Annotated in this window: 22 protein-coding genes; 15 read left to right on the top strand and 7 right to left on the bottom strand. The window is 69.3% G+C overall.

Annotation, left to right across the window (positions count from 1 at the left end):
* Positions 1-835: 835 nt before the first annotated feature.
* From N4G70_RS32215 to N4G70_RS32190, 5 genes are all read left to right on the top strand, one after another.
* Positions 836-1,924, top strand: a complete 1,089-nt coding sequence (locus tag N4G70_RS32215) for a helix-turn-helix domain-containing protein (protein WP_261716320.1) — start codon at positions 836-838, stop codon at positions 1,922-1,924.
* Positions 1,925-1,968: 44 nt separating this feature from the next.
* On the top strand, positions 1,969-3,036 hold the full coding sequence (locus N4G70_RS32210) for a hypothetical protein (protein WP_261716319.1): 1,068 nt from the start codon (positions 1,969-1,971) through the stop codon (positions 3,034-3,036).
* Entirely contained in the window at positions 3,033-4,007 is a 975-nt protein-coding gene (locus tag N4G70_RS32205) for a hypothetical protein (protein ID WP_261716318.1), read from the top strand. The genes N4G70_RS32210 and N4G70_RS32205 overlap by 4 nt, the downstream gene beginning before the upstream one ends.
* Before the next feature lie 250 nt (positions 4,008-4,257).
* Entirely contained in the window at positions 4,258-5,400 is a 1,143-nt protein-coding gene (locus N4G70_RS32200; RefSeq protein WP_261716317.1) for a Fic family protein, read from the top strand.
* Between the two features lie 1,279 nt (positions 5,401-6,679).
* Positions 6,680-6,940 (top strand): hypothetical protein, encoded by a 261-nt coding sequence (locus N4G70_RS32190; RefSeq protein WP_261716316.1) that lies wholly within the window; start codon positions 6,680-6,682, stop codon positions 6,938-6,940.
* Positions 6,941-7,090: 150 nt separating this feature from the next.
* On the opposite strand, the gene N4G70_RS32185 is transcribed toward N4G70_RS32190, so the two are convergent.
* Positions 7,091-9,799 carry an ATP/GTP-binding protein gene (locus N4G70_RS32185; RefSeq protein WP_315904319.1) on the bottom strand — a complete coding sequence of 903 codons (2,709 nt, stop codon included), beginning with the start codon at positions 9,797-9,799 and terminating at the stop codon, positions 7,091-7,093.
* A gap of 154 nt (positions 9,800-9,953) precedes the next feature.
* Here N4G70_RS32185 and N4G70_RS32180 point away from each other — a divergent pair, with 154 nt between their 5' ends.
* A complete protein-coding gene (locus tag N4G70_RS32180) occupies positions 9,954-10,274 on the top strand; it encodes a hypothetical protein (RefSeq protein ID WP_261716315.1) in 321 nt (106 codons plus the stop codon).
* A gap of 216 nt (positions 10,275-10,490) precedes the next feature.
* Here N4G70_RS32180 and N4G70_RS32175 read toward each other — a convergent pair whose 3' ends face one another.
* On the bottom strand, positions 10,491-12,386 hold the full coding sequence (locus tag N4G70_RS32175; RefSeq protein ID WP_261716314.1) for a zeta toxin family protein: 1,896 nt from the start codon (positions 12,384-12,386) through the stop codon (positions 10,491-10,493).
* Between the two features lie 298 nt (positions 12,387-12,684).
* Here N4G70_RS32175 and N4G70_RS32170 point away from each other — a divergent pair, with 298 nt between their 5' ends.
* Positions 12,685-13,101 carry a DUF4357 domain-containing protein gene (locus N4G70_RS32170; protein WP_261716313.1) on the top strand — a complete coding sequence of 139 codons (417 nt, stop codon included), beginning with the start codon at positions 12,685-12,687 and terminating at the stop codon, positions 13,099-13,101.
* 99 nt (positions 13,102-13,200) lie between these two features.
* On the top strand, positions 13,201-13,770 hold the full coding sequence (locus N4G70_RS32165) for a Uma2 family endonuclease (protein ID WP_261716312.1): 570 nt from the start codon (positions 13,201-13,203) through the stop codon (positions 13,768-13,770).
* 160 nt (positions 13,771-13,930) lie between these two features.
* On the opposite strand, the gene N4G70_RS32160 is transcribed toward N4G70_RS32165, so the two are convergent.
* Entirely contained in the window at positions 13,931-14,701 is a 771-nt protein-coding gene (locus N4G70_RS32160) for a GntR family transcriptional regulator (RefSeq protein WP_261716311.1), read from the bottom strand.
* A gap of 173 nt (positions 14,702-14,874) precedes the next feature.
* Between N4G70_RS32160 and N4G70_RS32155 the strand changes: the two genes are divergently transcribed.
* Complete coding sequence (locus N4G70_RS32155) at positions 14,875-15,084, top strand: hypothetical protein (RefSeq protein ID WP_261716310.1); 210 nt, start codon at positions 14,875-14,877, stop codon at positions 15,082-15,084.
* Positions 15,081-15,560: a DUF6415 family natural product biosynthesis protein gene (locus tag N4G70_RS32150; protein WP_261716309.1), complete on the top strand. Its 480-nt coding sequence runs from the start codon at positions 15,081-15,083 to the stop codon at positions 15,558-15,560. The genes N4G70_RS32155 and N4G70_RS32150 overlap by 4 nt, the downstream gene beginning before the upstream one ends.
* Positions 15,561-16,270: 710 nt before the next feature.
* On the opposite strand, the gene N4G70_RS32145 is transcribed toward N4G70_RS32150, so the two are convergent.
* On the bottom strand, positions 16,271-16,897 hold the full coding sequence (locus tag N4G70_RS32145; RefSeq protein ID WP_261716308.1) for a hypothetical protein: 627 nt from the start codon (positions 16,895-16,897) through the stop codon (positions 16,271-16,273).
* A gap of 886 nt (positions 16,898-17,783) precedes the next feature.
* Here N4G70_RS32145 and N4G70_RS32140 point away from each other — a divergent pair.
* Positions 17,784-18,845, top strand: coding sequence for a hypothetical protein (locus tag N4G70_RS32140; protein WP_261716307.1), 1,062 nt, complete (start codon positions 17,784-17,786; stop codon positions 18,843-18,845).
* Between the two features lie 165 nt (positions 18,846-19,010).
* Here the strand turns inward: N4G70_RS32140 and N4G70_RS32135 are convergent, their stop codons facing one another.
* From N4G70_RS32135 to N4G70_RS32125, 3 genes are read right to left on the bottom strand one after another with little or no spacing between them, the layout of a single operon-like run.
* Positions 19,011-19,232 carry a DUF397 domain-containing protein gene (locus tag N4G70_RS32135; protein WP_261716306.1) on the bottom strand — a complete coding sequence of 74 codons (222 nt, stop codon included), beginning with the start codon at positions 19,230-19,232 and terminating at the stop codon, positions 19,011-19,013.
* A 41-nt stretch (positions 19,233-19,273) separates the two neighbouring features.
* On the bottom strand, positions 19,274-19,837 hold the full coding sequence (locus N4G70_RS32130; protein WP_261716305.1) for a GNAT family N-acetyltransferase: 564 nt from the start codon (positions 19,835-19,837) through the stop codon (positions 19,274-19,276).
* A 25-nt stretch (positions 19,838-19,862) separates the two neighbouring features.
* A complete protein-coding gene (locus N4G70_RS32125; RefSeq protein ID WP_261716304.1) occupies positions 19,863-21,212 on the bottom strand; it encodes a hypothetical protein in 1,350 nt (449 codons plus the stop codon).
* A 238-nt stretch (positions 21,213-21,450) separates the two neighbouring features.
* Here N4G70_RS32125 and N4G70_RS37220 point away from each other — a divergent pair, with 238 nt between their 5' ends.
* From N4G70_RS37220 to N4G70_RS32105, 4 genes are all read left to right on the top strand, one after another.
* A complete protein-coding gene (locus N4G70_RS37220; protein WP_399037623.1) occupies positions 21,451-22,059 on the top strand; it encodes an ATP-binding protein in 609 nt (202 codons plus the stop codon).
* The gene (locus N4G70_RS32115) at positions 22,059-22,736 is read left to right on the top strand and encodes a hypothetical protein (RefSeq protein WP_261716302.1); all 678 of its coding nucleotides are present in this window, start codon (positions 22,059-22,061) and stop codon (positions 22,734-22,736) included. The genes N4G70_RS37220 and N4G70_RS32115 overlap by 1 nt, the downstream gene beginning before the upstream one ends.
* A 39-nt stretch (positions 22,737-22,775) precedes the next feature.
* Positions 22,776-22,994, top strand: a complete 219-nt coding sequence (locus N4G70_RS32110) for a hypothetical protein (protein ID WP_261716301.1) — start codon at positions 22,776-22,778, stop codon at positions 22,992-22,994.
* A 246-nt stretch (positions 22,995-23,240) separates the two neighbouring features.
* Positions 23,241-23,828 carry a class I SAM-dependent methyltransferase gene (locus N4G70_RS32105; protein WP_261716300.1) on the top strand — a complete coding sequence of 196 codons (588 nt, stop codon included), beginning with the start codon at positions 23,241-23,243 and terminating at the stop codon, positions 23,826-23,828.
* Positions 23,829-24,178 lie beyond the last annotated feature (350 nt).

The following is a 24,178-nucleotide window of genomic DNA, read 5'->3' as shown; positions in this document are numbered from 1 at the left end:
TCCGTAGTCGGGGCGCCGGCCCCAGACCGTAGGTCGACCACGGCTCGGCTTCGCGTTCTGCGCGCAGCAGCATGAACGCCGCCGCGCCGACGAACCGCCCGTGGCGCCGCCGTTCCGTCGGCCACCAGGCGCAGCAGAGCAGTGTCGAACGGCGTGGCGACCGGCACCACCAGAACCCCGCCCCCACGGACAGTTGGTTCAACCACACGGGAGGGATCCGGTACACGCTGCCGGCCGCGATGATCCCGGCATACGGTGCCCCCGCCGTATGTCCCGCTTCACAGTCCCCAGTGATTGCGTCGGCCTCACCCAGCCGCCGTCGGCCAGGACCACCGTGCCTGTGTGGCGATCGAGGAGGGAGGTGAGCGCCGCGACGCAGGCGTAGCGCAGTAGTCGATGCTCACGCCAACTTGGTCCGCCCGTGGACGGGGGCGACGGGCCTCGTCATCGCGGTGCCCGTTCTGTGAGGGATTCTGCGAGGCAGGGGACAGGGAATCGTTTCGGGCTGTGGCCCGTGGCCGTGGGATGCGACACCCGCGCATGTTTCTCGCCCGGCTGACGGGCGCGGAAGTCACCCGTGCAGCGGGCCCCTCCGGTGCGCACTCCCGGTGGAGGGGCCCCTCCACCGGTCCCTCCATGGCGCCCGGCGTCGAACGTCATCGGATCGTGACGCCTGGTGGGGGCATCCGGTCGGCGTTCCGGTCGGAGGTCGCGGGTGGACTCAAGGCATGGAACATGCGCACGACGCCTCGCCGCTCGCTCCGGACATCACCGCCTCACCGACTACGGGTTCCGGCACCCGCCGACCTGCCGTGCCGTCGGCGGGAGGCTCGCGATGAGCGGCTACGGGGCGGGGATCCGGCGCGGCACGATGGCCGGGGACCGCTTCACGCAGATCTCCAACGCCCTCTTCCGCGACCCGCGGATCAGCTTCAAGGCCAAGGGGTTGTTTGGGCTGATCTCCACTCACCGGGACGGCTGGCGGGTCACCGTGGCCGAGCTCGCCAGGTGCGCCACTGATGGGCGGGACGCGGTCAACAGCGGCCTCAAGGAGCTGGAGCAGCACGGCTACTTGACCCGCGACCGTGAGCGGAACGAGGACGGGACGCTCGGCGAAGCCGTCTATGCCATCACCGACATGCCCGCGCACCTGTACGACCTGCTGGGGGATGCGGCCTCCACCGTCCTGTTGCCGCAAACGCGCAGGTCGCAGCCAATGACGGGAAATCCAGCATTGGATAACCCTGTTCTGGCTGATCCGGCACCAAAGAACACCAAGAGAAAGAAGACCAACAAGCAGAACACCAACCCCGTCCATCCGTCCGTCCGTACCGCGCCCGCGCGCGAAAACGACGACACCCCGGCCCCCACCGAGGCGCCCGAGGCGCCGGACCGGATCGAGTCCACCGCGGGCGTCCGGCTGCTGCTCGCCATCGGGATGCGGCACCCGAACCTGCTGCTGACCGGATCGGCGCTCCGCGACCAGGGGCAGATCGCCACCGCCCTTCTGGACAACGGCTGGAGCGCCGAGCAGCTCGAGCACGTCATCGCCGACCGTCCGCTGCCCCACCCGGTCCGTACGTCGGTTGCTGCGATCATCGCCGCCCGGCTCCGCGCCGCCCAGAGCACCCCGACGCCCCACTCCGCCGGGCTCACCGTCTACGAGCGGACCGGGGCGGGCGGCGCCGGCCGATCCCCGGCTGAGGCCGTCGCCCGCCGGGTGCTCGTCGAATGCGCCGCCTGCGGCAACCCCGGCCCGGCACCGGGAGAAGACCTCTGCCCGGCCTGCCTCAACTGGCCGCTGTGCACCACCTGCACAGGACCCACCCCGCGTCGCGCCCGCCCAGGCAGCGACGGCCGCTGTACCCCCTGCACCCTTGCCGCCGCTTCCCCGTGGGATCCGGCGGCGCCGAGCGGCACCTGACCCTCCATCACACGCACGCCCCTTCCGAGCGGACCGAGGAGATCATGACCACCGAACCCCACCACCCCCTGCCGGAGCCGGAGCTGCGCCCCTTCGCCACTGAGCCCGGGCGCTGGCACCGTGAACTCCAGCGGACCCAGGCCCGGCTCGCAGCCGGGGCCCTCGACCAAGGCCCCGGCTACCGCCGGGAGGGCCACCGCGGGGAGGAGCTCACCCGGATCGACGAGCGAACCGCGTGGGGATGGCTGCGCTGGCCGGCCCCGCTGGCCGAGGACGCGCCGGTAGTGCCGCTACAGATCGCCGTGCTGTCGCCGAGGCCGTCCCGTGCCGCGCGGCTGGCCGGCCGCTGGCTCACCCGGCGTCAGCCTCTGCGGATCTACTTCGATGCGCGCTACCGATTCTGGGTCACCAGCACCACCGTGCTCGCCGCCATCCTCTCGCTGACCTGTGTGGGCGCGGCGATGGCCAAGGGACTGCCGGCCGACGTCGGGGTGCCCCTGATGCTGCTCATCCCGGCACTCGCCGAGCATGTGCCCGGGCGCCTTGACGCGCGTGCCCGGGTGCGCGCACGGATCGTCCAGGACGAAGCCGGTGTGCGGGAGATGCAGCGCTTCATTGGCTGCCACCAGATCATCCAGGCCACAGACGACCACGAGACTCCCGAACTCGCCCGGGCCGTCGAGCTTGGCCATCACCTGCTGTGGGACATCGCCGGGGTGCTCACCCAGCCCGCCGCAGCCCCCGTCCGCCAGTGGCTCCTTGCCTGCGAGGACCGGTTCACCCAACTCGCCTGCCAGGCTGTTCAGACCCGAGCCGCGAAGCAGGAGCGGGACCGCCGCATCACCCGCACCGGATGGGACAGCGCCACAACCTGGACCATGGCGCAGCCGGTCGAGAGCGCACCGGAACGGGAGCTCCTGCCCAATGCGTTGATCGAGGAGGCGACCCGCGCACTGCACCAGGCCGCGACCGCGTACCGCGCGGCCACAGACCATCTCCAGCAGCTGGACCGGTCGGGCCGGATCCCGCGCCCGACGGGTACTGCCGACTCAGAGCTCGGCTGCCCCGCCGCATCATCCCCCCACCCGCGTCAAGGAGAGGGCGACCAGTGACCGAGCAGCCACCGCACGACGTGCTTCCGGCGCCCGACAGGATCATCGATCCTGGCCTGCCTCACCGCCAGCGCACCCTGGTGCTGCTGGCGCCCCACGCTCTGCTCACCCCTGCCGGCGAGGACACCGTCCCCCGTCCCCGGCTGCGCTCGCCGTTTCGGCCCGCCCTGGCGGTGCTGCTCAAGGGCAGCATCCCGGTCGCGACCGGTGCGCTGCTTCTGTACGCACTGGACCGAGCCGCCGCCCCGTCGAGCGTCCGGCACCCGTTCGCCCTTGAGGCCCTGGCACGGGGCCTGGCGCAGAGGGCAGTTCCGTACATGTACCCCGGAGTGATGGCCCTCGCCCTGTTCGTCGGGGTGCTTGCCCTCGTCGCCGCGATGGAGTGCGCCAGCGACAACCGGTGGCTCAGGGCACTCGCTGACGCGCACGGCCACTACGTCTTGGTCGACGAACTCACCGACGACGCCTGGGACTTGCTGCACCGTGCCCATCGTGCCCAGCACGTCATCATGGAATCCCGGGTGCACCGCGAGGACCTGATCGACCGCGCCGCGAACGAGCACATGCTCCCCGCGCAACTGTGGGAGATCGCGTCGTCGCTGGCCCTGTACAGCAAACTGTGCCGTCAGGAACCTGACCATCCACAGGGCGCCGCGCTGATCAGGGTGCTGCGCGACCGTCGGCGCGCGCTGGAGGTCAGCCTGCACGGGGTCACCTGCCGGGTACGGGCCCTGGAGAATTACGCGCAGCAGAGCGCGGAGGCGGACGCGCGGTACGCGGAGCTCGAGCAGATCCAGTACCTTAGTGACCGGAGTGATCAAGTGCTGGACCTGGTGGCGCGGACCGCCGGGGATGAGCATGCCGTCGAGGAGGTCGCGGGCATGGCTGCGCAGGCCGAGTCCGTCACGGACGCCTTCGGCCAGGCGTTGCGCGAGGCCCTGGAGGCGGGGCGGGCCGCTCTTCCCCGATAAACAGGTAGGGGATGCCGCCCAGCGCCACCGGGCGGAACCCGCTACCGCGGGAGCGGCAGGCTCGCCTACGCCTTTCAGCTGCGGTGCCCCCTCACGTTACGCCCGGTGGCTCCGTCCGCTTCGTCAGGCCATCGAGGACGTGCCGCAGCCGGCAGACCGGCGTATCGCTGTCCGGGCGCGGCTCAAGAGGATTCGGAACGTCGGGCGGAACAACCGAGCGTGAATGATAGAAGCTAGGTATCATTGCGTCATGCTGTACTCGATGCCCCGCCTCGCTCCCGTCGACCTCCAGGTCCTGGAGCAGGTCGACGCCATGCGGGACCGGCTGCGCCATGCGGTGCAGCAGGCCCCCATGAAGTGGACCCTCGACCTGCGCAAGGCGCTGACCGCGAGCGCGATCGCCGCCTCCAACACGATCGAGGGCTACCGGGTGGACGCCGCCGACGTGGCCGACCTGATGGACGGCGAACGCGAAGGGGTGGAGGCAAGCGAGGAGAACAAGGCGGAGACACTCGCCTACCAGCAGGCCATGACGTACATCCAGTCGCTGCACGACGTCGCCGACTTCCGCTACAACAAGGAACTCCTCAACGCACTGCACTGGATGCTCCAGGGCCACCACCATCCGCTGAAGACCGCCGGGCAGTGGCGCAAGACCTCCATCCGCATCACCGCCCCCGGCGACGAGCTCGCCACCGACTACGAAGGCCCCGACCAGGACCTCGTGCCCCATCTGATGGGCGAGTTCGTGGACTGGCTGAACGACGGCGACCTCGACCACCACGTGCTGATCCGGGCGGCGATGGCACACCTGAACCTGGTGAAGATCCACCCATGGTCGGACGGCAACGGGCGGATGTCCCGCTCCCTGCAGACCCTCCTCATTGCCCGCGGCGGCGTTCTGGCCCCCGAGTTCTCCTCAATCGAGGAGTGGCTGGGCATGCCGGGCAACACCTGGGAGTACTACAAGGTGCTGCGCGAGGTCGGCGGCCCCGTCTGGTCCCCCCAACGCGACACCCTGCCGTGGATCAAGTTCAGCCTCCTCGCCTACCACCAGCAGGCCCAGCGTGTTCAGTTCCGCGTGGACCGCTCCAACGGCTGCTGGATGCAGCTCATGGACGTCATGGACGAACTCGGTCTCAGCGAGCGGCAGTTGACCGCCCTGCACGAGGTGGCAATGACGGGCCGGGTCCGGCGCTCACGCTACGAGAAGGCTGAAGCCATCAACACGCAGCAAGCCACCCGTGATCTTCAGGCCCTGACCAAGGCCCAGGTCCTCACGGCGATCGGCCAGACCAAGGGCCGCCACTACACCGCCGGACCCCGCTTTCCCCAGGACGTTCTAGCCACCGCCCGCCGCCCCCACACCATCGTCGATCCGTACGCCGCGTAGTAAGCCGGCCGCGCCAGTCGGCCAAGCGAGCCAGCAGCGGGTTGTCCAGGCAAGTGGGACAGGTACGGGCCGGGGAAGCAGTCGTTGTACTTCCAGGGCCCGCCGACCGGTGCGGACTGGACAGAGGGGAGTACTCGCTGTCAACACCCAGGTGCCCGTCTACATCCTGATCAACCCTGATGGCCGTGCCGAGTGGGGTCACAAGATCGCCACCGCCGGAACGCCCGACCGATGCCACGCGGCCCCCTGACCGACGGGGCATCTCTGCGGATCGTCACGTCCGACTGCGTGCTGGTCCTGCGCGACGAGTACACCCAACCCGTACGCCGCCACGGTGCTGGCCCACGTCGCCGGATTCCCGCCCGAAGTGGCCCCCGAGACCCGCGGCCCTGTGGCACTGTTCGGCTGGGATCCCAACAACGAATTGGGACAACACACGCCCCCTGACGACAACCGAGAGGGACATCATCACTGAAGCCCTGGCGGTTGCCGGATGCGCCACCGCCTGACCACTCCGCTTGTCGACGCCGTAGTCCAGGTAGGCGGGTGAACTACCCGCCCTCGTCACCGTCGTCGTCCTCGTCCAGCTTGGGCGCGTCCGGATCGCACAGCGGGCACAGGGCGCCGGCTACCGGGACGCCGACGACGAAGTTGTAGCGGCCGGGCAGGGGGCCTAGCGCGCCAAGCGCGTGTCCAGGAAGTGGTTCGGTCGAACCACTTCCTGGACACGCTGACCCGCCTCGAACGCGAGAGGAGGAAACGTTCCGACCGGAACGCTTCCGAGGGCATGCGACGTCTCACCTGCCGTACGGCGTGCACTCGCGATCATTCGGACCCGTGCCGAGAACTCGCGGTCGCAATCACCCGAAGGTCGCTGCGGTCCCGGCGATGCCGGGACCGCAGCGAAGGCGAGCCCGGTCGAAGGCGGCCTCAAGGCGGAGAAGCTTCTCGTCGCGATCGTCGAGCGTGAGCTGGTGTAAGTCGTACTCGGCGGGACGAAGGCGTTCTGCCCGTGGGGCGAGCGCGCGGACGCGGGCGCGCTGCAGACCAAGGCCGGTGAGGAGGTCTCGGCCAGGCGCGGCTGGAGAGGTGTGGCGAGCGCCGCCCGGCCGTCACGGACACCATGTGGCCGGCCGTTTCACACCCTTCACCCTCCTCGGCCGTCGAGCCACCAACCGAACGGCAGCGTCAGCCAACTGGCAGTCTTCACAAGAGAGTTGACTTCTCACGAGATAAGCCAGACCCTGTGAGAAGGAGAACTTCCCATGACAGAGGGGCCATGTCAGAAACCGAAGGAACACCTCGTGTACTTCGCATCAGCTTCGAGTTCCACGTGCCGCGTACGTTGAAGGGCGTCAACATCCGCGGCGCCGACGTCGACAAGGCGCTGAACACGATGGCTGACCGCATCATCGGGTTGGCCGAGAGCTTGTTCCCGTGGTCCAACAAGGTGACAGTCCGCAAGGAGTGGCTCTACAACTGGACCGACTACACGGACACTTTCGATCTTCCGCCGACCGACAAGAACAGTCCGAAGTAGGGGTCGACGGCCCTGGTTTGGGGACCTCGCGTCCTGACCACCTTGGTGATGGAGGCCCTGACCCCGTCGATGATGCGGGTTCGGGGTCTCACCGATGGTCAAGCCCACAGGAAGGGCCGCGGCGGATGCGCAGGGACGTTCGGTCGCCGCCTATCGGGGGATCCTCAGATGATCAGCCCGCGCAGTGACCAGGGCACGCCAGCGGTCGCGCGTGACCTGCTGGCCGTCGAGCCAGCGTGCGCCCGAGCCCGGCTCGGGGAGCGGCAGGCCGGCCATGAAGCGGGCGATGTCGGGGTAGTACGCGTAGTCGCCGCCCTGGGCCAGGTCGTGGAGTCGGGAGAGGGCGGCGGTCACGCCGTCGCGATCGCCGCGTACGGCGTGGTGGAAGGCGAGGGCGAGTTCGAGGGTGGGGAGTTGGGCGGAGTCGAGGCCGGCGACGCTGATCTCGGTGCGTAGCCGTTGGGCGCGGTCCTCAAGGCCGGCGCTGGTTCCGGCGTTCTGGATGAGGGCGGCGATGTGGGTGGTGATGGTGGTGGCGCGCAGGTCGGCGCCGGCCAGGAGCTGCTCGGCGAGCTCCAGCTCGACGGCGGCACGGTGGGGGTCGGCAAAGGCGGTGGCGAAGCCGAGCTGGGCTTGTGCGGTAACTCGTTCGCCGGCCACTCCGTGCTGTTCGGCCTCCGCGCGAGCTCGTTCGTAGGCGGCGATCGCGCCCGTCATGTCGCCCTGGACCCAGCGAACGTCGCCCTCGACGCGGTGCCGGCGGCCCTCCCAGCCCAGACTCTGCGCGGTCTGGAGAGCGGCAGGGAAGTCCCCGTCGAGGCGGGCGAGGTGGGCGAGGCCGCGTCGTGCGGCGGGCGCGAGCTGCCCTCCGCCGTCGGCGACGCGCTGCATCCCGGCCCGGGATTCGGCGGAGTGGCCAAGGTCGCGATGGGCTTTGGCCAGGTAGTACACGGCCAGTTCGGTCAGGTCGGCGGGCAGCAGATCGGCGGTGACGACGGCGGTCAGGCGGGTGATGGTGCGTTCGCGGTGCTCGTGCTGGCGGCGGGCGAGGGCGCTGAGTGTCTCCACCAGGGCGTCGGCGGACGTCGCCAGCGGCGCCGGATCACCGGTCGGCTCGGGCGCGGAGGGTAGTGCGATCGGCTCCCAGATCTCGTCGGCCACATACGCCCAGGTGGCGTCCGCGAGCCAGTCCAGGTCGAGGCGGAAGTCGCGGGCGATGGCGAGGCCCTGGCGCAGGGCACCGGTCAGCAGAAGGCGGTCGCGTCCGGTGTGGGCGGTCCACTGCCCGCCCAGGGCAGTGAAGGCGCGGCGGGCGGCGTGGTCCCAGTCGCGCGGTGACCAGCGGTCATCGGTCTGGTCGTCGGCGGACCGGATGGTGGAGCGGATCAAGGCGTGGAGGCTGAAGGGCCACCGGGACAAGGTGTTCTCTCGGATGAACGGCCGCTCCGCCAGGCGCAGCGCCGGCGCCTCGTGCGTCAGGCCCGCGGCCTGGGTCGCGAGCGAGAGATCGAAAGAGTCGAACAGGCTCACCGACCGCAGGACATGTCGTTCGTCGGGGGTGAGGTCTTGCAGGGTGCGGGCGACCAGGGCCGGGAAGTCGGCCGCGAAATCGTCGGGCTGCGGGGTCCGGCCGGAGCGGCGGATCTCCAGGTAGCGCATCGCGGACAGGTCCAGGTGCAGGGGAAGCCCATGTGAGCGCTCCGCGATCACAGCCCGGATCGCGGGCTCGATCAGGGGCTGGCCGTCGCGGGTCAGGCGCCGGGCGAGGTAGTCGTCGGCGTCCTCGCGGCTGAAGTCACCGATCAGGATCTGCCCGCCCGGGGCCGGTGCCGCAGAGCGGGCGGCCGCGGTGCGCGGGGACGGCAGGGGAGTGGCGGCGAGTCCGGGCCAGGCAGCCGGTCCAGTCCAGTCGAGCTGACCCTCCAGGCCGGCGTCGCCCCACTGGAGTCGGGCGCGTCCGGTGATGACGAAGAACGTCTGCGGCATGAGCCAGACGACCCGCTGCAAGAGCCGCTCCAGGTCGCGGTGGGTGCGGTCGCCGATCTCCTCCCAGGTGTCGAACAGCACGACCGGCACGACCCGCTCCTTGGCTGGAAGCTGGGAGATATCCCAGGACAGCAGGTGCGGGTAGAAGGAGAGCGCGTCGAGAGTGGGCTCGGCCTCCAGGAGGTCCGCCAAGCGCGTACATCCGGCGAGCGCGCGGACGGCCTGGCGCCGCTCGCGCAGCGCGGTGACCAGCGCTCCAGTGACCTTCCCGACGGCGGAGCCGACAACGCCGGGCAGCAGCAGTGCCTGGGCGACTTCGCCGAGCACCCCCTCCATCTGCTGGGGCAGCGCCTTCCCGAATTTCGCGAGCAGGCCGCCGCGGCGCAGGTACTCCTCCAGCGGCTCACCGGGGTGGGCGGCCTCCCAATAGCGTCGCAGCGTCAAGTCGAAGGCGGGCATCGGGCGGCCGGTCGCGGCGAGGGCGAGGCGGAGCAGCAACACGACACGCTCGAAGTCGATCCCCTCGGAGCGGGCCAGGTCGATCCGGACGGGCAGAATCCGCACGTGCTCCGGCCAGGAGGGCGCGCCCCATTGGGCGGGCCGGCGCGAGGTGTCGGCGAGCGCCGCCTCGATGGTCCGGGACAGCGCCGTCTTGCCGATGCCGCCGACACCGTGGAGTGCCACCACATTGCGGCGGGCCGCCTCCAGGTCCTCGACGTCGAAGCCCGGCGACGAGATCGTGTGCAGGTGATCCGCGAGCGCCTCGGCGATGATCTGCCACTGGGCCTGCCGGTTGGTGAACGCCTCCTCCGCGCGCAGAGCGCGGTCGTTCGTGCTGAACAGCGTGCGCAGATCCATGCCCCGCTCGGCCACGACACCCCCTGTAGAAGATCAACTGCCCCCACTGTAGGCAGCGTTGGCACCGTACGCCGCGCCATCGCGGAACGCTGTGGCCGCCACCGCCATGCTTTGGCCGACAACTGGCGGACAATGGCCCTTTCCTTCCCGAAACAGCAAGGTGGCAGCCGTGCACGAACCCGAGTCCACGTCCGGTCGGATTCCCTCCGGGAAAGCCGCCCCGGGAGCCTCCGAGCCGGACGACTCCCGATACGCGGGGGACGCGTTCGAGGAGGCCCGGGCGGTGCTGCGCCGTTTCATCCGCGGGTGCACGCAGCAGATCCTTGAGGAGCGGCGTGCCGCGCGCCCTGATGCGGCACGGATCGAGGAGCTGACGGCCGCAGTGAAGGCGGCCAAGGCGGACGAGAAGGCGCTGCTCGCCGATCCGGGCCAGGCGGCCCGGATCACCGCCCTTTACACGACGCGGCTCAGCGAGCTGGGGGCCGAGTAGGTGGAGCCACCGCTGGAGACCGTCCTGTTTCGTCCGGGTGTTCAAGACCAGCTCCCGGCCGTCGTCAGGCCGTTCGGCCAACGTGATGATCACGGTGGGGTGACCGCCGAAGGAGCCGGCCTGGCCGAGGACTTAGTTGCGTGATGCCCGGGGGCTCCCAGGTGCCGGCCACCGCGGGCCCGCCGGAAGGGCGAAGGCGCAGGGGCACCCGGTAGGTCACGTGCCGGCCCTCTCACACGCGCCGGAATGCCGGGAGCGCTCGTGCTCGCCGCGCATGCCATGACTCGGTGGCTCGGCGTCCCTTCCCCACAGCGGCCCCGGCAGCGGCACGGGCAGATAGAGCGGCCGCGCCGGGCAGGGGAGGGAGGGCGGGCGAAGTGCGGCGGGCATCAGCGGGTGGGCGAGTGCGAGGGTGCGGTGGAGGTCGTCCCGATGCTGCGGGAGCGCGGCCCGCAGGGCGCGGTGGGTAGTGAGGAAGCGGTTCGCCTCCGTCAGGGTGTAGGGCTTCACCCGCGCCCCGCCCAGCGCCGCTGCCGCGCGGATCGGCCTGGTCAGTCCTCCACGGGCGGTCCGCTCGTTGCGGTGGACAGCGTCGCCGTCCGGCCCGAGGACGAGCACGGAGGCAATGGCGGGGTGAGTCTCGGCGATCCGTGCGAGCTGAGCGACCGTGTGACGGACCTGGTCGTGGCGAGTCCGCGAGGTGTAGCGGCTCGGGACCCCTCGCTGTTGCAGCCGGGCGTGGATGCGGGCGGTGGCCTGGCGACTGTCGGCTGCACGCGCGCCGAGCAGGACCAGGTCAACCCGGAAACCGGCCGAGCCGTACAACTCGGCCTCACCGAGCACTTCCTGGACGCTGCCCGGGAAGCTCTCCACGATCACATGAGCACGCAGGCCTCGGAGAGCCGTGGCGATCCTCGCCATCCACGCCTCGACATCGGCACGGATCTCTGCCCCGTCGCTGAGCGGATGCTCGGAACACACCTGCTCGGAGTCCGGGTGAAACGCCTCGAAATCCTGGTAGACCAAACGGACCGGGGCCCGGCTACCCATCGCACGCTGCACGAGGTTGGCGGTCCGGCTCACCTCCGCGCCGGGCTCGCCGACCACGATCACCGCCACCGGCTCCTCCTGGGCGGTGACGCCGTCCAGATATGACGGCGCGATCAACTCGTCGTAGAGCCACTGGTGTTCGCCCCGCGACAACTGGTGGTAGTGGACCCCGGGGGCATCGGGGCGGACCTGGGCGATCCTGCGGACCGGTTCGGCCAGCGCGCGAGCCCGCTCGATCGGCCCGGCCACCACCAGGCGCTGATCCCGCGTCACCTGCGGTTGGTGGACCTGCTCCTGGGTCTCGTACAGCTCCGTGCTGAACGCGGCTGTCTGCCGGGCCGACCACGGCCGCCAGCGCTCGGTCTGCACGACCCTCACCGCGGCGGCGGGCTCTCCCAACCACGCTCCGCTGACCACCTCGCTGCGGTACACGAAGTCGATGCCGGGCCGCACCACGGTGACCTGGTCGACGAGTTGCTCGGACTCGATGATGGCGAGGGTCTCCAGCAGCCCGCGGGCGCAGTCGTCGTGGTTCTCCCACGACACATGGCGGCGCTCCCTCAGGTAGCGGCTGACCGCTCGCAGCTGGGTCAGGGCCTCGGCCGCGGTGACGGCCACGACCTCGATCCGGTACCCGGATGCCCGGTAGGCGAGCGCGTCGGCACGGAACTGGTCGGGATCGGCCGCGGCGCTCTCCACCACGGCGTCGAACCGATGGCGCCGTACGTACTCCTCGACCTCGGCCTGCCACCGGCGGGTGTCGGGCCGCACCCGGATCCCCGCAGTCCGGTCGTCCTCCACGACCAGCGCCGTGTAGCGGGGGTGGCGGTGCTTGTAGAGGTCGGAGCCGATCCGTACCGCGCCGCCACGCCGGCCAAGTACGGCGTGGATCACGTCCGCGACGCCCGTCTTGTTGCTGCCCGGAGGTCCGGCGACAACGATCAGGACCGGCTGCTCCTGGCGGACCGCGCCGCGCGTCCACTCGGGCAGGATCAGGTTGTTCAGGATGTCCTGGTGCTCGTCGTCGCCGAGCACCACCGGCACGACATCACTGTCTCTCACCAAGTCCCCCAACCACTCGAAACATCTTCGAAGCTCAGTAGTTAAGAAGAACTTACATCACGGCTGCGATATTCCTGCCCGGAGGTCTCGCTCTGCATCACGATCCACACCAGGGCTAGGCTGGGCAGCGGGAGATAGGGGGTTGTGCGCCGCTACATGCTCTTGATCTGCGGCCCCATGAGCACTGCTCTACCACTGGCCATGGAAGCAGATATAAGCTCTCAGTACCTGGTGTCAGAAGCGAACAGCAGGAGGAAGGGGCCGGCCGCCGGCTCCGCACCGACCCGGAAGGCCGCACATGCCCACACTCAGCATCCACTTCGATCCCGCCGTGCTCGCTCACCTCGTCAAGGCCGGCGGCGACGACACCGTCCACGTCACGCTCTCCCTGGGCGGAGGGGATCGCAACAGCTCTCCTGCCGCGCCCGCGGCCCCCCATGGACCGCTCGCCGAGCTCATGAAGGCGGGGCTGCTCGCCGAGGGCACCATCCTCGCGTTCCATCAGCGACGGGCAGGCCGCCAGGGGCGCGCCGTGGTCACGAGCGACGGCCAACTCATCGTCGATGGCCAGGCCGCCGTCTTCCCCTCCCCGTCCAAGGCCGCCGAGGCCATCACCGGCAACGTCATCAACGGCTGGACCCTGTGGCAGTTGCCGGACGGCCGTACCCTGGACGACCTGCGACGCGACCTGGCCCAGGGCCGCCACGGCGGCTGAACCGGACACCGCCACCCGGTGGACCGTGGAATTGCCCCAAGACGCCAGCCGCCTGGCAGGCCACACTGGGCAGTGCCACGCGATGAGGAGGTGGAAGGAATGAGCGTTGCCAGCTTCACGCACCACAACGGGCCCTGGACCGTCACCGACGTCCTGGCCCTGCCCGAAGACCGGACCGTGCGCTACGAACTGCTCGGGGAGTCACTCGTGATGTCTCCCGCCCCCGGGCTGCGGCACCAGCGCGCCAGCTTCCGGCTCCATGTCGCCCTCGACGCCGCGGTACGGGCCGCTGCGGCCCCGGTCGAGGTACTCGAAGCCATCAACGTCACGCTGCCCTCCGGGCTGGTCGTGCCGGACATCGTCATCGCCGACGCGGGCGCGACCGCAGAGGACCAGGTCAGTATCGACGCCGACGCGGTCCAACTGGTCATCGAACTGGTCTCACCCGGCAACAAGACGATGGACCGCAAGCTCAAGCCCCTGCTGTACGCGGAGGCCGCGATCCCGCACTACTGGCGCCTGGAATTCGACCCGGCACCCCGCCTGATCGTCAGTGAACTGGACAGCGGCCGGTATACGGAAACCGTTATCGCGCTCCCCGGGACCGCCACCCGGATCGAGGCCCCGTTCCTCTTCGAGATCGACCCGGCCGGACTCGCCCGGCAATAGCACGGATGGTTGCAGGGCCCACGGGCAGGCGCTTCCACCGATCCCTGGGCTCGGGCCGCCAGTCGGCTGCCTGATTGCGCCACCTCGCGGCAGGAGCCGCTTACAGGGGTGCCTGTCATTTCGCGCAGGCCCCGAAGCCGACGACGCCCTTTGAGCGGAACTACTCGGTACGGGGCCGGACGCCGTACTCGTAGGCGACTTCCCACCGGACATCGGGAACAACGATGTCGGCGGTTTCCACGGGGCGGCCGTCGGAGTCGTAGAAGGTGCGCTCGATGACCAGGACGAGGTCGCCGAGGCTGATGCCGAGCAGGTTGGCCTGCGCCTGAGTGGCACGGGCGGGCCGGGGAACCTCGACTGCTTCATCGACGCTGATCCCGATGGACTGCATCCGCTCGACCACCCCCTTGCCGGCCATCGGCCCCATCTCCGGTAGCAACACCGGCGTATCACCAGTGATCGCCATGGGCTCCCAGCTGACAGAGGTCTGCACCGGCTGGCCGTCGCCGAGGAACTCGTAAGCGGTGCGTACGCAAAGGTCCCCCGGGGCGATGCCGAGCCGCTGCGCGATGCCGTCCGGGGCGGGCGTGCGGGCCTTTGAGTGGGCATCCCAACTGCCGTTGACGCCTAGCTCGGCCATGTCGGCCTTGAACGGACTGATCCCACGCTGCTCCCGGTGGCGTGAGCGCACCAGGCGCCGCCGCTCCCGGGGCGCCCGCACATAGGTGCCAGAACCCGAGCGCCCTTCAAGCAGCCCTTCGACGATCAGGCGCTCCTGCGCCTTCTGGAGGACGTTAGGGCCGACTTTGTAGTAGGCGGCGAGCTGGGCCCGGGAAGGCAGCTTGTCGCCGACGGCCCATTCCCCGGCTGCCAGCCTGCGGCGCAGATCGTCGGCGACCTTCAGATAGGGCGGCGGCTCGTCGGGGACCATCCGGGGATCTCCGTAGTGCTCGTAACGACAGTGGTGGGACGGCTGCTGGCCTCCATTGACAAGCTAATGCATTAGGAACAAACTAATGCATCAGCACTACGTTAGGTAATCGATGGTGTGCGGGGGGACTTGTGAAGTCGTCGGGGAGTGCCGCGGCCACAGCGCTCGCTTCGATGCTGAAATCCGAGCTCGGTACGACCCCCCGCACTGATGAGACGCCCGATCTGATCCGCATAGAGGCCGACGTGCCCGACGACCTGAGCGAGACAGCCCACACCAGACTCCTCGCCACCCTCACCAGCACTAATGTCCGCTTCGGACACGACCTGACCGCAGACAAGAAGTCGGTCTTCTGGGTCGAGCTCGACCAGAGGGAGCCGTGACACTCTCCATCTCTCCCGCGCACACCCCACAGCTCCACTGCCCCACTGGCGGCCTCACGCCCGGGACACCGACGCCGCTGGACACCGACGACATCACCGAGACGATCGACACCATCCTCGATCGCTGCTCCGCTGTCCCGTCGCCGGAAACGAGTGCTCGCCGGCACAAACGCCTGCGCGCGTACCTGCGCCCCCTGGCCTCCACCATGGCCGAACGCATCAGTGTCGAACTCCGCGAGGGCAACCCATCCGCTGAACTACTCGCACTCGCCCTCCTGTTCATCCAGGACAAGGCCACGGCCGCCCTGCCCGGAGACCCGGAACTCGCTCACGACGCTGTACGCGACCTCGCACGCCACTGCCGCACCCTCCTCCGCCTGACTACCGAGCACCCGGCAGACAAGCGGCCAGCGCAACCGGTGGTAAGAGCAAGACCGACACCAGCGAACCAACCGTTGCCGCAAGGCTCGGCGTGAGCAGACAGACAGCCCGTACAGCTCCCACCCGTGCGGAGACACCCCACGGCGGACCTGCCGGCGCCTCTGATCACTACGACCACGCACGCCTCTGCCGGGCGAAGCCCCCCGGAGTCCTCGACGACACGTGCCCCGCAGGGCTCGCGGACCTCGGCACGCCAGAACGAGAGGTCCTACAACTCCTCCTCATCGGCAGCACGGACAGGGCCATCGCAGAAGCACTCGCCGTCAGTCCCGACCAAGTGTCGTGGTGCGTCCGCAAACTGATCAAACGGGTCGGCCATCGGACCACCCGCGCCGGCCTTGTCGCTCTCGCGCTGCGCCACCGCCTGGTAGACCACCCACGACCCCACCACCCCGGCCGCCTCCCGGACGAGGGCATGGCTCTGCTGTGGTCTATGGCGTGCGGACAGACCTTCAAGGATTTCGCGAGGGAGATCGGCACATGGGAGGCAGAGAGGATCCGAACCAACCTACGCGGTCGACTCTGCGGCGTCCTGGATCCCGAACGACCGGCGACGACCCCGCTGACCCCCGGCCATACCGTGTACCTGGCCTGGCCCGCCCTGGCAGAAGAAGCCGGATGGGGATCAGCCTGACAGTCCTCGACGATGCGTAGCGACCCTGGCGCGACGGCCTGACCACCGTGGCGGCACCAGGCCCCAAAGCCCCCAAGGCCCGCGCCGAGGACGGCACGCGGAAGGCCAACGCTAGTTGGGGTGATCGGCTTCTGAGGTCGGATTGTGAGTGAGGTAGTGCTGTTCGGCGGCGCGTACGCGCCGCTGCTCGCGGCGGATCCGTTCCTCCTGGATGGCGCAGTGTGCCAGAGCGAGGAAGGTCAGGACGACTCCGGCGGCCATGAAGCCTTGAGGTAGCGGCGATCCACCCGGTGCGTCAAATGCAGGGTGGGGAGCGTCGTGGCCGGAATGGAACGCATCGCTGACCAGCCACGCTGCCATGGACACGGTGCCGCCAGCCAGCCACCAGGCGCCCACGGTCATCGGGCGCCACAAGGGGCGGGCAACGGGGAGACCGAGTCCGCTGCGCAGGGATCGGGTGGAGGTGTCGGCCCGTCGGGTGGCTACGGGTTTGGCCACCGCGCACCCGGCGGCCGCCAGGAGCAGGACCACACTAACGGTCTCGGTCACTAGATGTACGACGTTCAGGGCGGCGAGCGTCGTCATGACCGCGAGGTCACCGATCAGCAGGGTCCAGCCCATCGAGCCCCATCGGGCGGCCCACAGAGAGTCATTGCCTCGGCGCCATGTCTTCCAGCACCACCGGGTGACCGCGGCCGTGACCGCCCACAGTGCGACGAGCGGCACGATCGTCCTCATTGAATGGCTTCCCCTTCCTCCATGTCGCGCCACCAACACGCGTGGCGCGCCGTCACCTTACGACTGGGCGAGCGGGCGGCCCCAGAGCCCCCGGGCCAGCGCCCACCTACAGCAGCTGTAGACGCCGGGACCGGCCTGATGCCCCTGCTTCAGGAGAAGAAGGCAAGCTGCCTCCCCGAAAACGGCTAGCGGGACCGGCGCGCGGGGAGCCCGGCGCGTTCTCCGGCGGCAACTCAAGAAGCGCGCAGCGGAGTTGCACGGTAGGACTCCATCACGGTGTGGTGGTCCGGCCCGATACGGTCTCGTGGCGTGAGCATACAGACGGTGTCGTACACGTGGCCGACAGTCGCGAAATCCCGCTGCTCACACACCTAATGGGGCGCCTTCAGGGCGCTGCGCATTCATCCGCCGATGCTGCGAGCCCCAGCCTCAGGGTCTCAAGCCGGGCCCGGTTGCGCCGTACGTCCCCGGCCGCGTACCCCTCGAAGGAGTGAGCCGCCACCGCGCGGTCATGGGCTTCGGGGACAGCACGGGCCAGGGGCGCAGCCGCTATCGCCCGGAACACTTCAGCGTTCCGGGCGCTTACCGAACGCGAGGCTCCGGGACGCCATCGCGGAGTCGGGCTGGACCTATGCGGCGCTCGCCCAGTCAGTCCGCCAGGTCGCGGCCGAGACAGGCGACTCCCTGCGGACGAACAAGTCGGCGGTGGACCATTGGATCGCCGGGGTGACGCCCTCAGGACAGACCAGCCGCTACCTGACGATCGCTCTCTCCCGCCGCCTGAGACGGACCCTGACCCCCGGAAGATCTGGGCCTGCCGACGCCGGCCGGCTGGGAGAATGACAGCATCGGACTGTCCATTGGCGACGACCCGCTGGACGCCCTGATGCCGATCTGGAGGGGTGACTTGGACCGCCGAGGCTTCCTGTCCGGCGCCGCGTACTCGGTCGCGGCCGCCGTCCTGCCGCTGGAACACGTCACCGACATCGCCTCCCGCGCGGCCAAGGCCCGTACCGGTGCCCGCGTCGGGCACGCCGATGTCGCCGCGGTGCGGGACATGGTCGGCATATTCGCGGTGATGGACGAACGTCACGGCGGGCAGCACGGCCGCTCCGCGCTCGTGCAGTACCTGATGTCGGACGTTGCGACCCTGTGCCGGGTCCGGTTCAGCTCCGAGGACGACCACCGCCACATGCTGTCCGCCGCGGCCGTTGGGGTTCACCAGGCCGGCTGGCGGGCGTACGACGGCGGGGAGCAGGGCCTTGCGCAGAGGTATTACCTCCAGTCGTACGCCCTGGCCCGCGAGTCGGGGATCACCGGCCACGACGCGTTCGTCATGAGGACCATGTCCCAGCAGGGCATGAAACTGCACCGGCCCGAGCACTGCCTGGCCCTGGCGGCCTCGGCCGTCGACAAGGTGCACGGGCGGGTCGACACCCAGACCGAGGCACTGTTCGCGGTCACCCACGCGCACGCCCTCGCCAAAGCGGGCCAGCGCCAGGAAGCCGTACGGGAAGTCGAGCGCGCCCGCACCGCCCTGCACTCAGCGAAAGGCGACGACGTACCGTTCTGGGCCCTATCGTGGGGCCCGCCCGCCGCCACGGTCCACAGCCGGTCGGCGAAAGTCTTCGAGACCCTTGGCGACCGGCGCCGGGCCGCCGCGATGTACGGAGCGGCGGCATCGAGCCGGCCGCCGGGCACCTACGCACGGATCGTCGCCCTCGACCTGGTCGCACAGGCCGAGATGCAGGCCGCCGAAGGCAGCATCGAGCAGGCGTGCGCCACCTGGGGCCAGGCCATCGACCACATGGACGGCGTCCAGTCCGCGCGCACCCGCAAAGCCGTCGGCAACATGCGGCGCGACCTGTCCCGCTTGCGCACACGCGGACTGCGCTGCGCCACCGAACTCGACGAGCGCGCCCGCGACTTCCTCAGCGACCGCCGCTGACCACACGCCCCGGGCCGGGGAAAGGAAGTGACGGACCCGGCCCGGTCTAACGACGCCAGGCGACACTGCAGGCATTCTGGTGGCTGTCAGACGCATGCGTCATTGTGAGACAGCAGTGCTCCGCCCCCACTAGGACTGGGGGCGGAGCACGGTGGTGCTTTGAGCTCAGATGCCGAGATGGCCCGAGCGCACCGGGCGAACGAAGGCCGCCCACGTCGTGTGACTGACGACGAGGGCCGGCCCTTCCTTGTCCTTGGAGTCGCGGATGCCGACTCCGGAGTTCAGGGGGGCGATTTCGATGCACGAGTTGCCCTCGGCACCGCTGTAGGAGGACTTGAACCAGGCACCTTCGGGTGCGACGTCGGTGGACGTCAGGACAGGGTTCATAGCTAGACCCTTCTGTCGGGTGCTGCGGTGCTGATGCGTGATCAGGCTTCAGGGCTCTGCTGCACCTTCCATTCGCGATCCAAGATGGTGTGAACGACGGAGTCGCGCCATCGACCAGCCTTTTTGACGTGCTCGCGGATGGTGTACTCCTCGCGCATCCCGGCTGCGATCATGGTGCGGGCGGATGCGGCATTCTCCGGTGAACGCGCCCCCCAGATGCGGTGGAGCTCCAGCTCGTCGAACCCGAGACCGAGCAGGAGCTGGACGGTTTCAAGTCCGTAGCCAACCCCCCATGTGTCCGGGCGCAGGGCGAAGCCGATCGTCGCCGCTTGCTGCTGGTGGGGGTCCAGGGCGAGGCGCGCGAAGCCGATGAGGCGCGACGTAGTTTGCTCTGTCACGGCGAGAGAGAATTCTGAGCGAGGCGTGATCGTTGCTGCCGTGATGGTGTGGCAGAGGAGCCGGGCGACCTCGTCCCTGGAGCGTGGTTCGAACGAGAGGTGCTCGGTGGCCGTGCTGCTGCCGTAGATCGCCAGAACTGCTTCGACATCGTCGGCAGTCAGTTCACGAAGGGCAAGGCGCTGGTGGCGGCGGCTGATCGGGTACATGCACGGGATGATGCTATGCCGGGGGTCAGCGGGGAAGGGCGGGACGGGACGGCCGGAACATCGCAATTTCAGTGCTCAGATCACGGGCGGCTGCTGCGTCTCGGGCGTCGCTTCGTGCCAGTGCTGCTCGCACACGCTCTGCGGAGACCACGATGCCGTTGTTGCGGTGGCTGGGCGTGAGTTCGAGTACGGGACGGATGGCTTCGGCCGTACCGTCCAGGTCGCCGGCGAAGAGGCGAACGAGGGCCAGGTTGCACTGCGAACCTGCCTGATCGCCAAAGGCCCAGGCTGGGTTCTCGCGGTTGCTGAAGTCCTGTACGGCCTGTTCTGCCCGCGCAGCGATCCGGGCGTCACCGTGGCCGAGCAGTACTTCGGTCTCGACGGCGTAGTAGTTCTGCTTGATCACGGGGTACGTGAACAGGCCACCGAGGGAGTCGAGGTCGTCTGCAACGACCTGTTCGCGCAGGGTGTCGGAGCGTTCGACGGCGGCCCGCGCTGTTTCCGCATCGCCCAACAAGGCAGCTGCGCGTGCCTCCAGACCGGTCAGCCAAACCGTCACGGTCCCTCGAAGGTCGGCTCCGGTCGCGGCGCCCTTGCGTGCGTAGTGCAGAGCGTCCTCTGGCCTGTCAGCCCAATACGAGATCAGGGATTGGAGTCCGTCCACCAGGGCAATGAGTCCGGAATGCTCCGCCTGGCGAGCACAGAAACCAGCGGTCCTGGCCTGCATCATCGCTGTCCTGGGGTCTCCCATGTCGTGGGATCCCTTGGCCATCAGGAATGACAGAACGGTGGCCATGAAGTGGAGATCACGGGACTGAGAGGGACGGGCGCGGCCACTTTCCATGAGCCGGAAGGCTTCGTCTTGCGCCTGAGCGAGGTCTTCCCACACCTCGGACAGAGGGACCCTTGGGTAGATCTCTGCGATGCGCTTCACCTCGTCACCGAGGAACCCCAGCGTCTCTTCGCCAACCAAGTTGCGCTCCGCCCCCAAGGCGAAGTCCATCGCACGGCGTGCAGCCATGGCACCTGTCCTTCTCATCTGGATGATGTCCACGCCGGGTACGGCGTGGGACGTTATGCGGTTGTCGCCGACCAACGGCGTCATGCTGGGCGTCGAACCTTCGGGCACCGTCGACCACAACTGCTCGATGGTGTAACCGAGCATGTGGACCAGGACTCGGCGTGCATCACGCTGAGGCTGACGCGCCCCGAGGTACCACGCCTGGAAGGTCTTGAACGCCGGGACGAGAGTCTGGAGAGACTCATTGGCCTCGACTTGAGCGAGTTCGGCAGCGGCCTGCTTGAAAGGCGGCAGGAAGGCCTCGTAGTCCTGCATCTGCCGTTCATCGAGCAGACGCCGCAGAAATGTGCCCATGGTGCCCCCTTCGCCCAGGACGCCCGGTGCGCCGCATGCATCGACGGTAGGTCCGCTACGCCCTCAACTTGCCCATGAATCAGGCTACTTAGCGATTCCGAGGTCACTCCGAGGCGATTCCGAGGTTTCACCTGCTTTTTTGGGCAAAGGCCGAGGGCGGTATGGGTCTAGCTCTGCCGGGGACGGGTTGCCACGCTCTTAGCGACCTTGCTGAGCGTGTCGGTCCGGATACGTCGTGATGGAAACCGGCGCGCGCAGCATCAGACCGAGCTGCCACGGCGCACTTACTCACGGAGGCCCGGCAATGTTCCTAGCCGCGCAGAGCAGGGAAGGTGCTGCTGCCCCGGGCGTAGCGACCGTTCAACGTGCCTTTGGGGCGCCATGGGAGGCCCTGGAGCCCGCACGGGAGCAGGTCCGGTCGGCGCACGAGACGTGGGTCGCTCGCACTTCGTGGCCTCGGCTGGCGCTCGCCAACGAGGACAAGAGGTGGCCCAAGTATTTTCGCCACCAGACGAGGGGCTTGCTCAGGCACTGGAAACTTGAGGACCTGGCGGGCCGTGTCGACATCGTGCTCACCGAACTGGTCAGCAATGCCGTGCTGCACGGCGGCGGCCCCGCCATCGGGTTCCGGCTGACCCTCGCTGAGGCGGGCCTTCTGGTCGAGGTGGCCGACAGCTCGCCGGAACTGGTGCACGTCGTGGACGCCGGCCTGGAGGCCGAGAACGGCCGAGGGCTTCTTCTGGTCGGTGCCTTCGCCGACGCCTGGGGGGCCAGCCCTCGTAGCGACGCAGCCGGTAAGTGGATGTGGGCCGCTTTCAGCGCGCCCGCCCAGATGGGAGCGCGCTGATGGCGACACCGACCGTCGAGTACCGGGCGGCGCTGAACCGTGAGTTCGCTCGCGCGGACACCGCTCTCCTGGAGCGGCTCAAGGAGATGCTGACGGCCGAGGAGTGGCCGGCGGAACGTGCGGAGAGGGTGCGCGCCGATCGGCGGCGCCTGTTCGAGGCCGTACGGACCCTGGCTCATGTGTCCGATCCGTCGCCCGCTCTCGCCCGTGCCCTGTGGCGGGCGCAGCAGATGCGGCAGATCCTGCCCGTCCATCCTGACGCTCCCCGGGTGAAGTACGCAGCCGCGCTGGCCCGGTGCGTGGAGGAACTGCTGCGGCACCGGGTGCCGGCCGCCGCGTATACGTGCACGGCCGAGCGTGTCGACCTGGAGCCCCTGTACCGGCGCCTTGCGGACGCGGCCGCGGAGCGCGCGGGTGAGCTGCGGTTCGCCCACGGTGACCGGCACCTGCACGACTGGCCGCTGTCGGAACGACCGGGCTGGCTGCGGGTCCAGCGCCTCGTGCAGGACCGGCAGATCGGCATGCTGATCGTGGACTCTGCCGACGTCCTGGTCCCGCCCGCGCAGCTCCACGATCCCGGCTGGGGCCGCGAGATGATCGAGGCGTGGCTGGGGAGCTGCGGCATACGCCTGGTCTGCCTCGCCGGCCGCTTACCCGCGGGAGGCGACGCGCGATGACGTGCACGGTCGTACTCCCCCCAGCTTCTCGGACTCCTTTTGCTCTACTCGCTCTGGGCCTACGGCGTGCTGCCGGGCTACGGGGTGTGGCTGTTCGTCGCGGTGCGGAACGCGCACCGCCGCAATACCGCACCTGCTGCCCCGCGACGCCTCCCGCTCCCCTTCTGGCAGCACTACCTCAAGTCCTGTGCCGCCTTCCCGCTGCTGTGTCTCGGCCTCGTCGCCTCCACCTTGATCTGGTCCGGGCGCCCTCGCTGAGGCCGCCTTCCCCATAGCCGCCATCTCCCCGGCGTAGCCGGATCCCCCCGTTCCGCAGCGTGCCGGGGAGATGGCTGACCAACGGGCCCCTGCCCCTGGCATACCGGGGCAGGGGCGGTCGTACCGCCTTTCCGCTGCCGGGCTTCGGCAGACGCAGGCGCGGTCGGCTCCGGCCTTCGCCGAGTGGGGACCCTGCGAAGGCCGGCCTCACCTCACTTCTTTGTCCGACGACCCCGAAGGGGCGCCATGATCATCAACGATTTCGCGACGGCCGAGTACTGGAACCGCGCCTACAAGGAGGGCCGGACGGACCGGAGCGTGACGCCTCTGGAGACCGAGTTGTTCCAGTACTTCGTGAAGGCCGAGCCGGGCATGGTGGCCGTCGATATCGCCTGCGGCACGGGCGACTGGTCGCGGGCCTTGGCCTCGTTGGGCCTGTCGGTCACCGGCTATGACTTCTCGGATGTGGCCGTGGCCGAGGCGACCAGCCTGAGCAGCGGGCATGACAACCTTCGATTCGCTGAATGGGATGTCAACAGTGACGCGATCCCTCCCTACCTCGCCCCGCGCAGCGTCGACATCGTCACCTGCCGCCTGACGGCGGCCTTCCTCGACCGGCAGCGCTTCCTGGCCGACGCGGTTCGCTGGCTCACGAAGGACGGGGTCGTTCACATCGTCACCCCTGTGCACGAGCGGCTGGACCCCACCGTGAAGCACCGCGGCCTGACCGAGCAGCAGATCGGCATGCTCGGCGAGGGCTGGAAGCACGTGAGCCGCTACAACGTCGCCGAGGACGGGTCGATCACAGCCGTCCTGCTCCAGCACCACCTGTAAGCCTCCGCTGTCCTGGACCGGCTGCCGGGGCCCGATGCCCGTGACGAGGCGCCCGGCTGGACAGCGGATGAGGCCCCGGTGCAGCGCGACGCCGGACCACCCAGGTCACTCCTGCCGGCGTCGCGCCGCACCGAGCGCTCCCCACCTCGCCCGTGAATGGACCACGCCTTGAACACCCTCGTTTCCGCAGTCGCCCACCGCCGCGAACTCCCTTCGGCGCGAAGGAAGTTGTCTTTGGCCGAGCGTGCCTCCAGGCAGCGCGCCGGGGGCACGCCGAACATCCTCGACCGCGTCACCGTGGCCTGGGCCTCGGTGCCGTCGGCCTCTGCCTTCCAGTCCGCGCTGTGACC

It is taken from the genome of Streptomyces sp. ASQP_92 (assembly GCF_025399895.1).
Classification (GTDB): Bacteria; Actinomycetota; Actinomycetes; order Streptomycetales; family Streptomycetaceae; genus Streptomyces.
The sequence above is the reverse complement of the archived record's forward strand: the minus strand, read 5'-3'. Positions and strand labels throughout refer to the sequence as shown.

Bases quoted from the DNA above. Each gene is read 5' to 3' on its own strand.
- N4G70_RS32125 (WP_261716304.1), bottom strand. From the start codon at position 21,212: ATGGGCACATTTCTGCGGCGTCTGCTCGATGAACGGCAGATGCAGGAC.
- N4G70_RS32190 (WP_261716316.1), top strand. From the start codon at position 6,680: ATGTCAGAAACCGAAGGAACACCTCGTGTACTTCGCATCAGCTTCGAG.
- N4G70_RS32170 (WP_261716313.1), top strand. From the start codon at position 12,685: ATGCCCACACTCAGCATCCACTTCGATCCCGCCGTGCTCGCTCACCTC.
- N4G70_RS32160 (WP_261716311.1), bottom strand. From the start codon at position 14,701: ATGGTCCCCGACGAGCCGCCGCCCTATCTGAAGGTCGCCGACGATCTG.
- N4G70_RS32140 (WP_261716307.1), top strand. From the start codon at position 17,784: ATGCCGATCTGGAGGGGTGACTTGGACCGCCGAGGCTTCCTGTCCGGC.
- N4G70_RS32145 (WP_261716308.1), bottom strand. From the start codon at position 16,897: ATGAGGACGATCGTGCCGCTCGTCGCACTGTGGGCGGTCACGGCCGCG.
- N4G70_RS32210 (WP_261716319.1), top strand. From the start codon at position 1,969: ATGACCACCGAACCCCACCACCCCCTGCCGGAGCCGGAGCTGCGCCCC.
- N4G70_RS32105 (WP_261716300.1), top strand. From the start codon at position 23,241: ATGATCATCAACGATTTCGCGACGGCCGAGTACTGGAACCGCGCCTAC.
- N4G70_RS32165 (WP_261716312.1), top strand. From the start codon at position 13,201: ATGAGCGTTGCCAGCTTCACGCACCACAACGGGCCCTGGACCGTCACC.
- N4G70_RS32135 (WP_261716306.1), bottom strand. From the start codon at position 19,232: ATGAACCCTGTCCTGACGTCCACCGACGTCGCACCCGAAGGTGCCTGG.
- N4G70_RS32130 (WP_261716305.1), bottom strand. From the start codon at position 19,837: ATGTACCCGATCAGCCGCCGCCACCAGCGCCTTGCCCTTCGTGAACTG.
- N4G70_RS32155 (WP_261716310.1), top strand. From the start codon at position 14,875: ATGCTGAAATCCGAGCTCGGTACGACCCCCCGCACTGATGAGACGCCC.
- N4G70_RS32115 (WP_261716302.1), top strand. From the start codon at position 22,059: ATGGCGACACCGACCGTCGAGTACCGGGCGGCGCTGAACCGTGAGTTC.
- N4G70_RS32215 (WP_261716320.1), top strand. From the start codon at position 836: ATGAGCGGCTACGGGGCGGGGATCCGGCGCGGCACGATGGCCGGGGAC.
- N4G70_RS32200 (WP_261716317.1), top strand. From the start codon at position 4,258: ATGCTGTACTCGATGCCCCGCCTCGCTCCCGTCGACCTCCAGGTCCTG.
- N4G70_RS37220 (WP_399037623.1), top strand. From the start codon at position 21,451: ATGGAAACCGGCGCGCGCAGCATCAGACCGAGCTGCCACGGCGCACTT.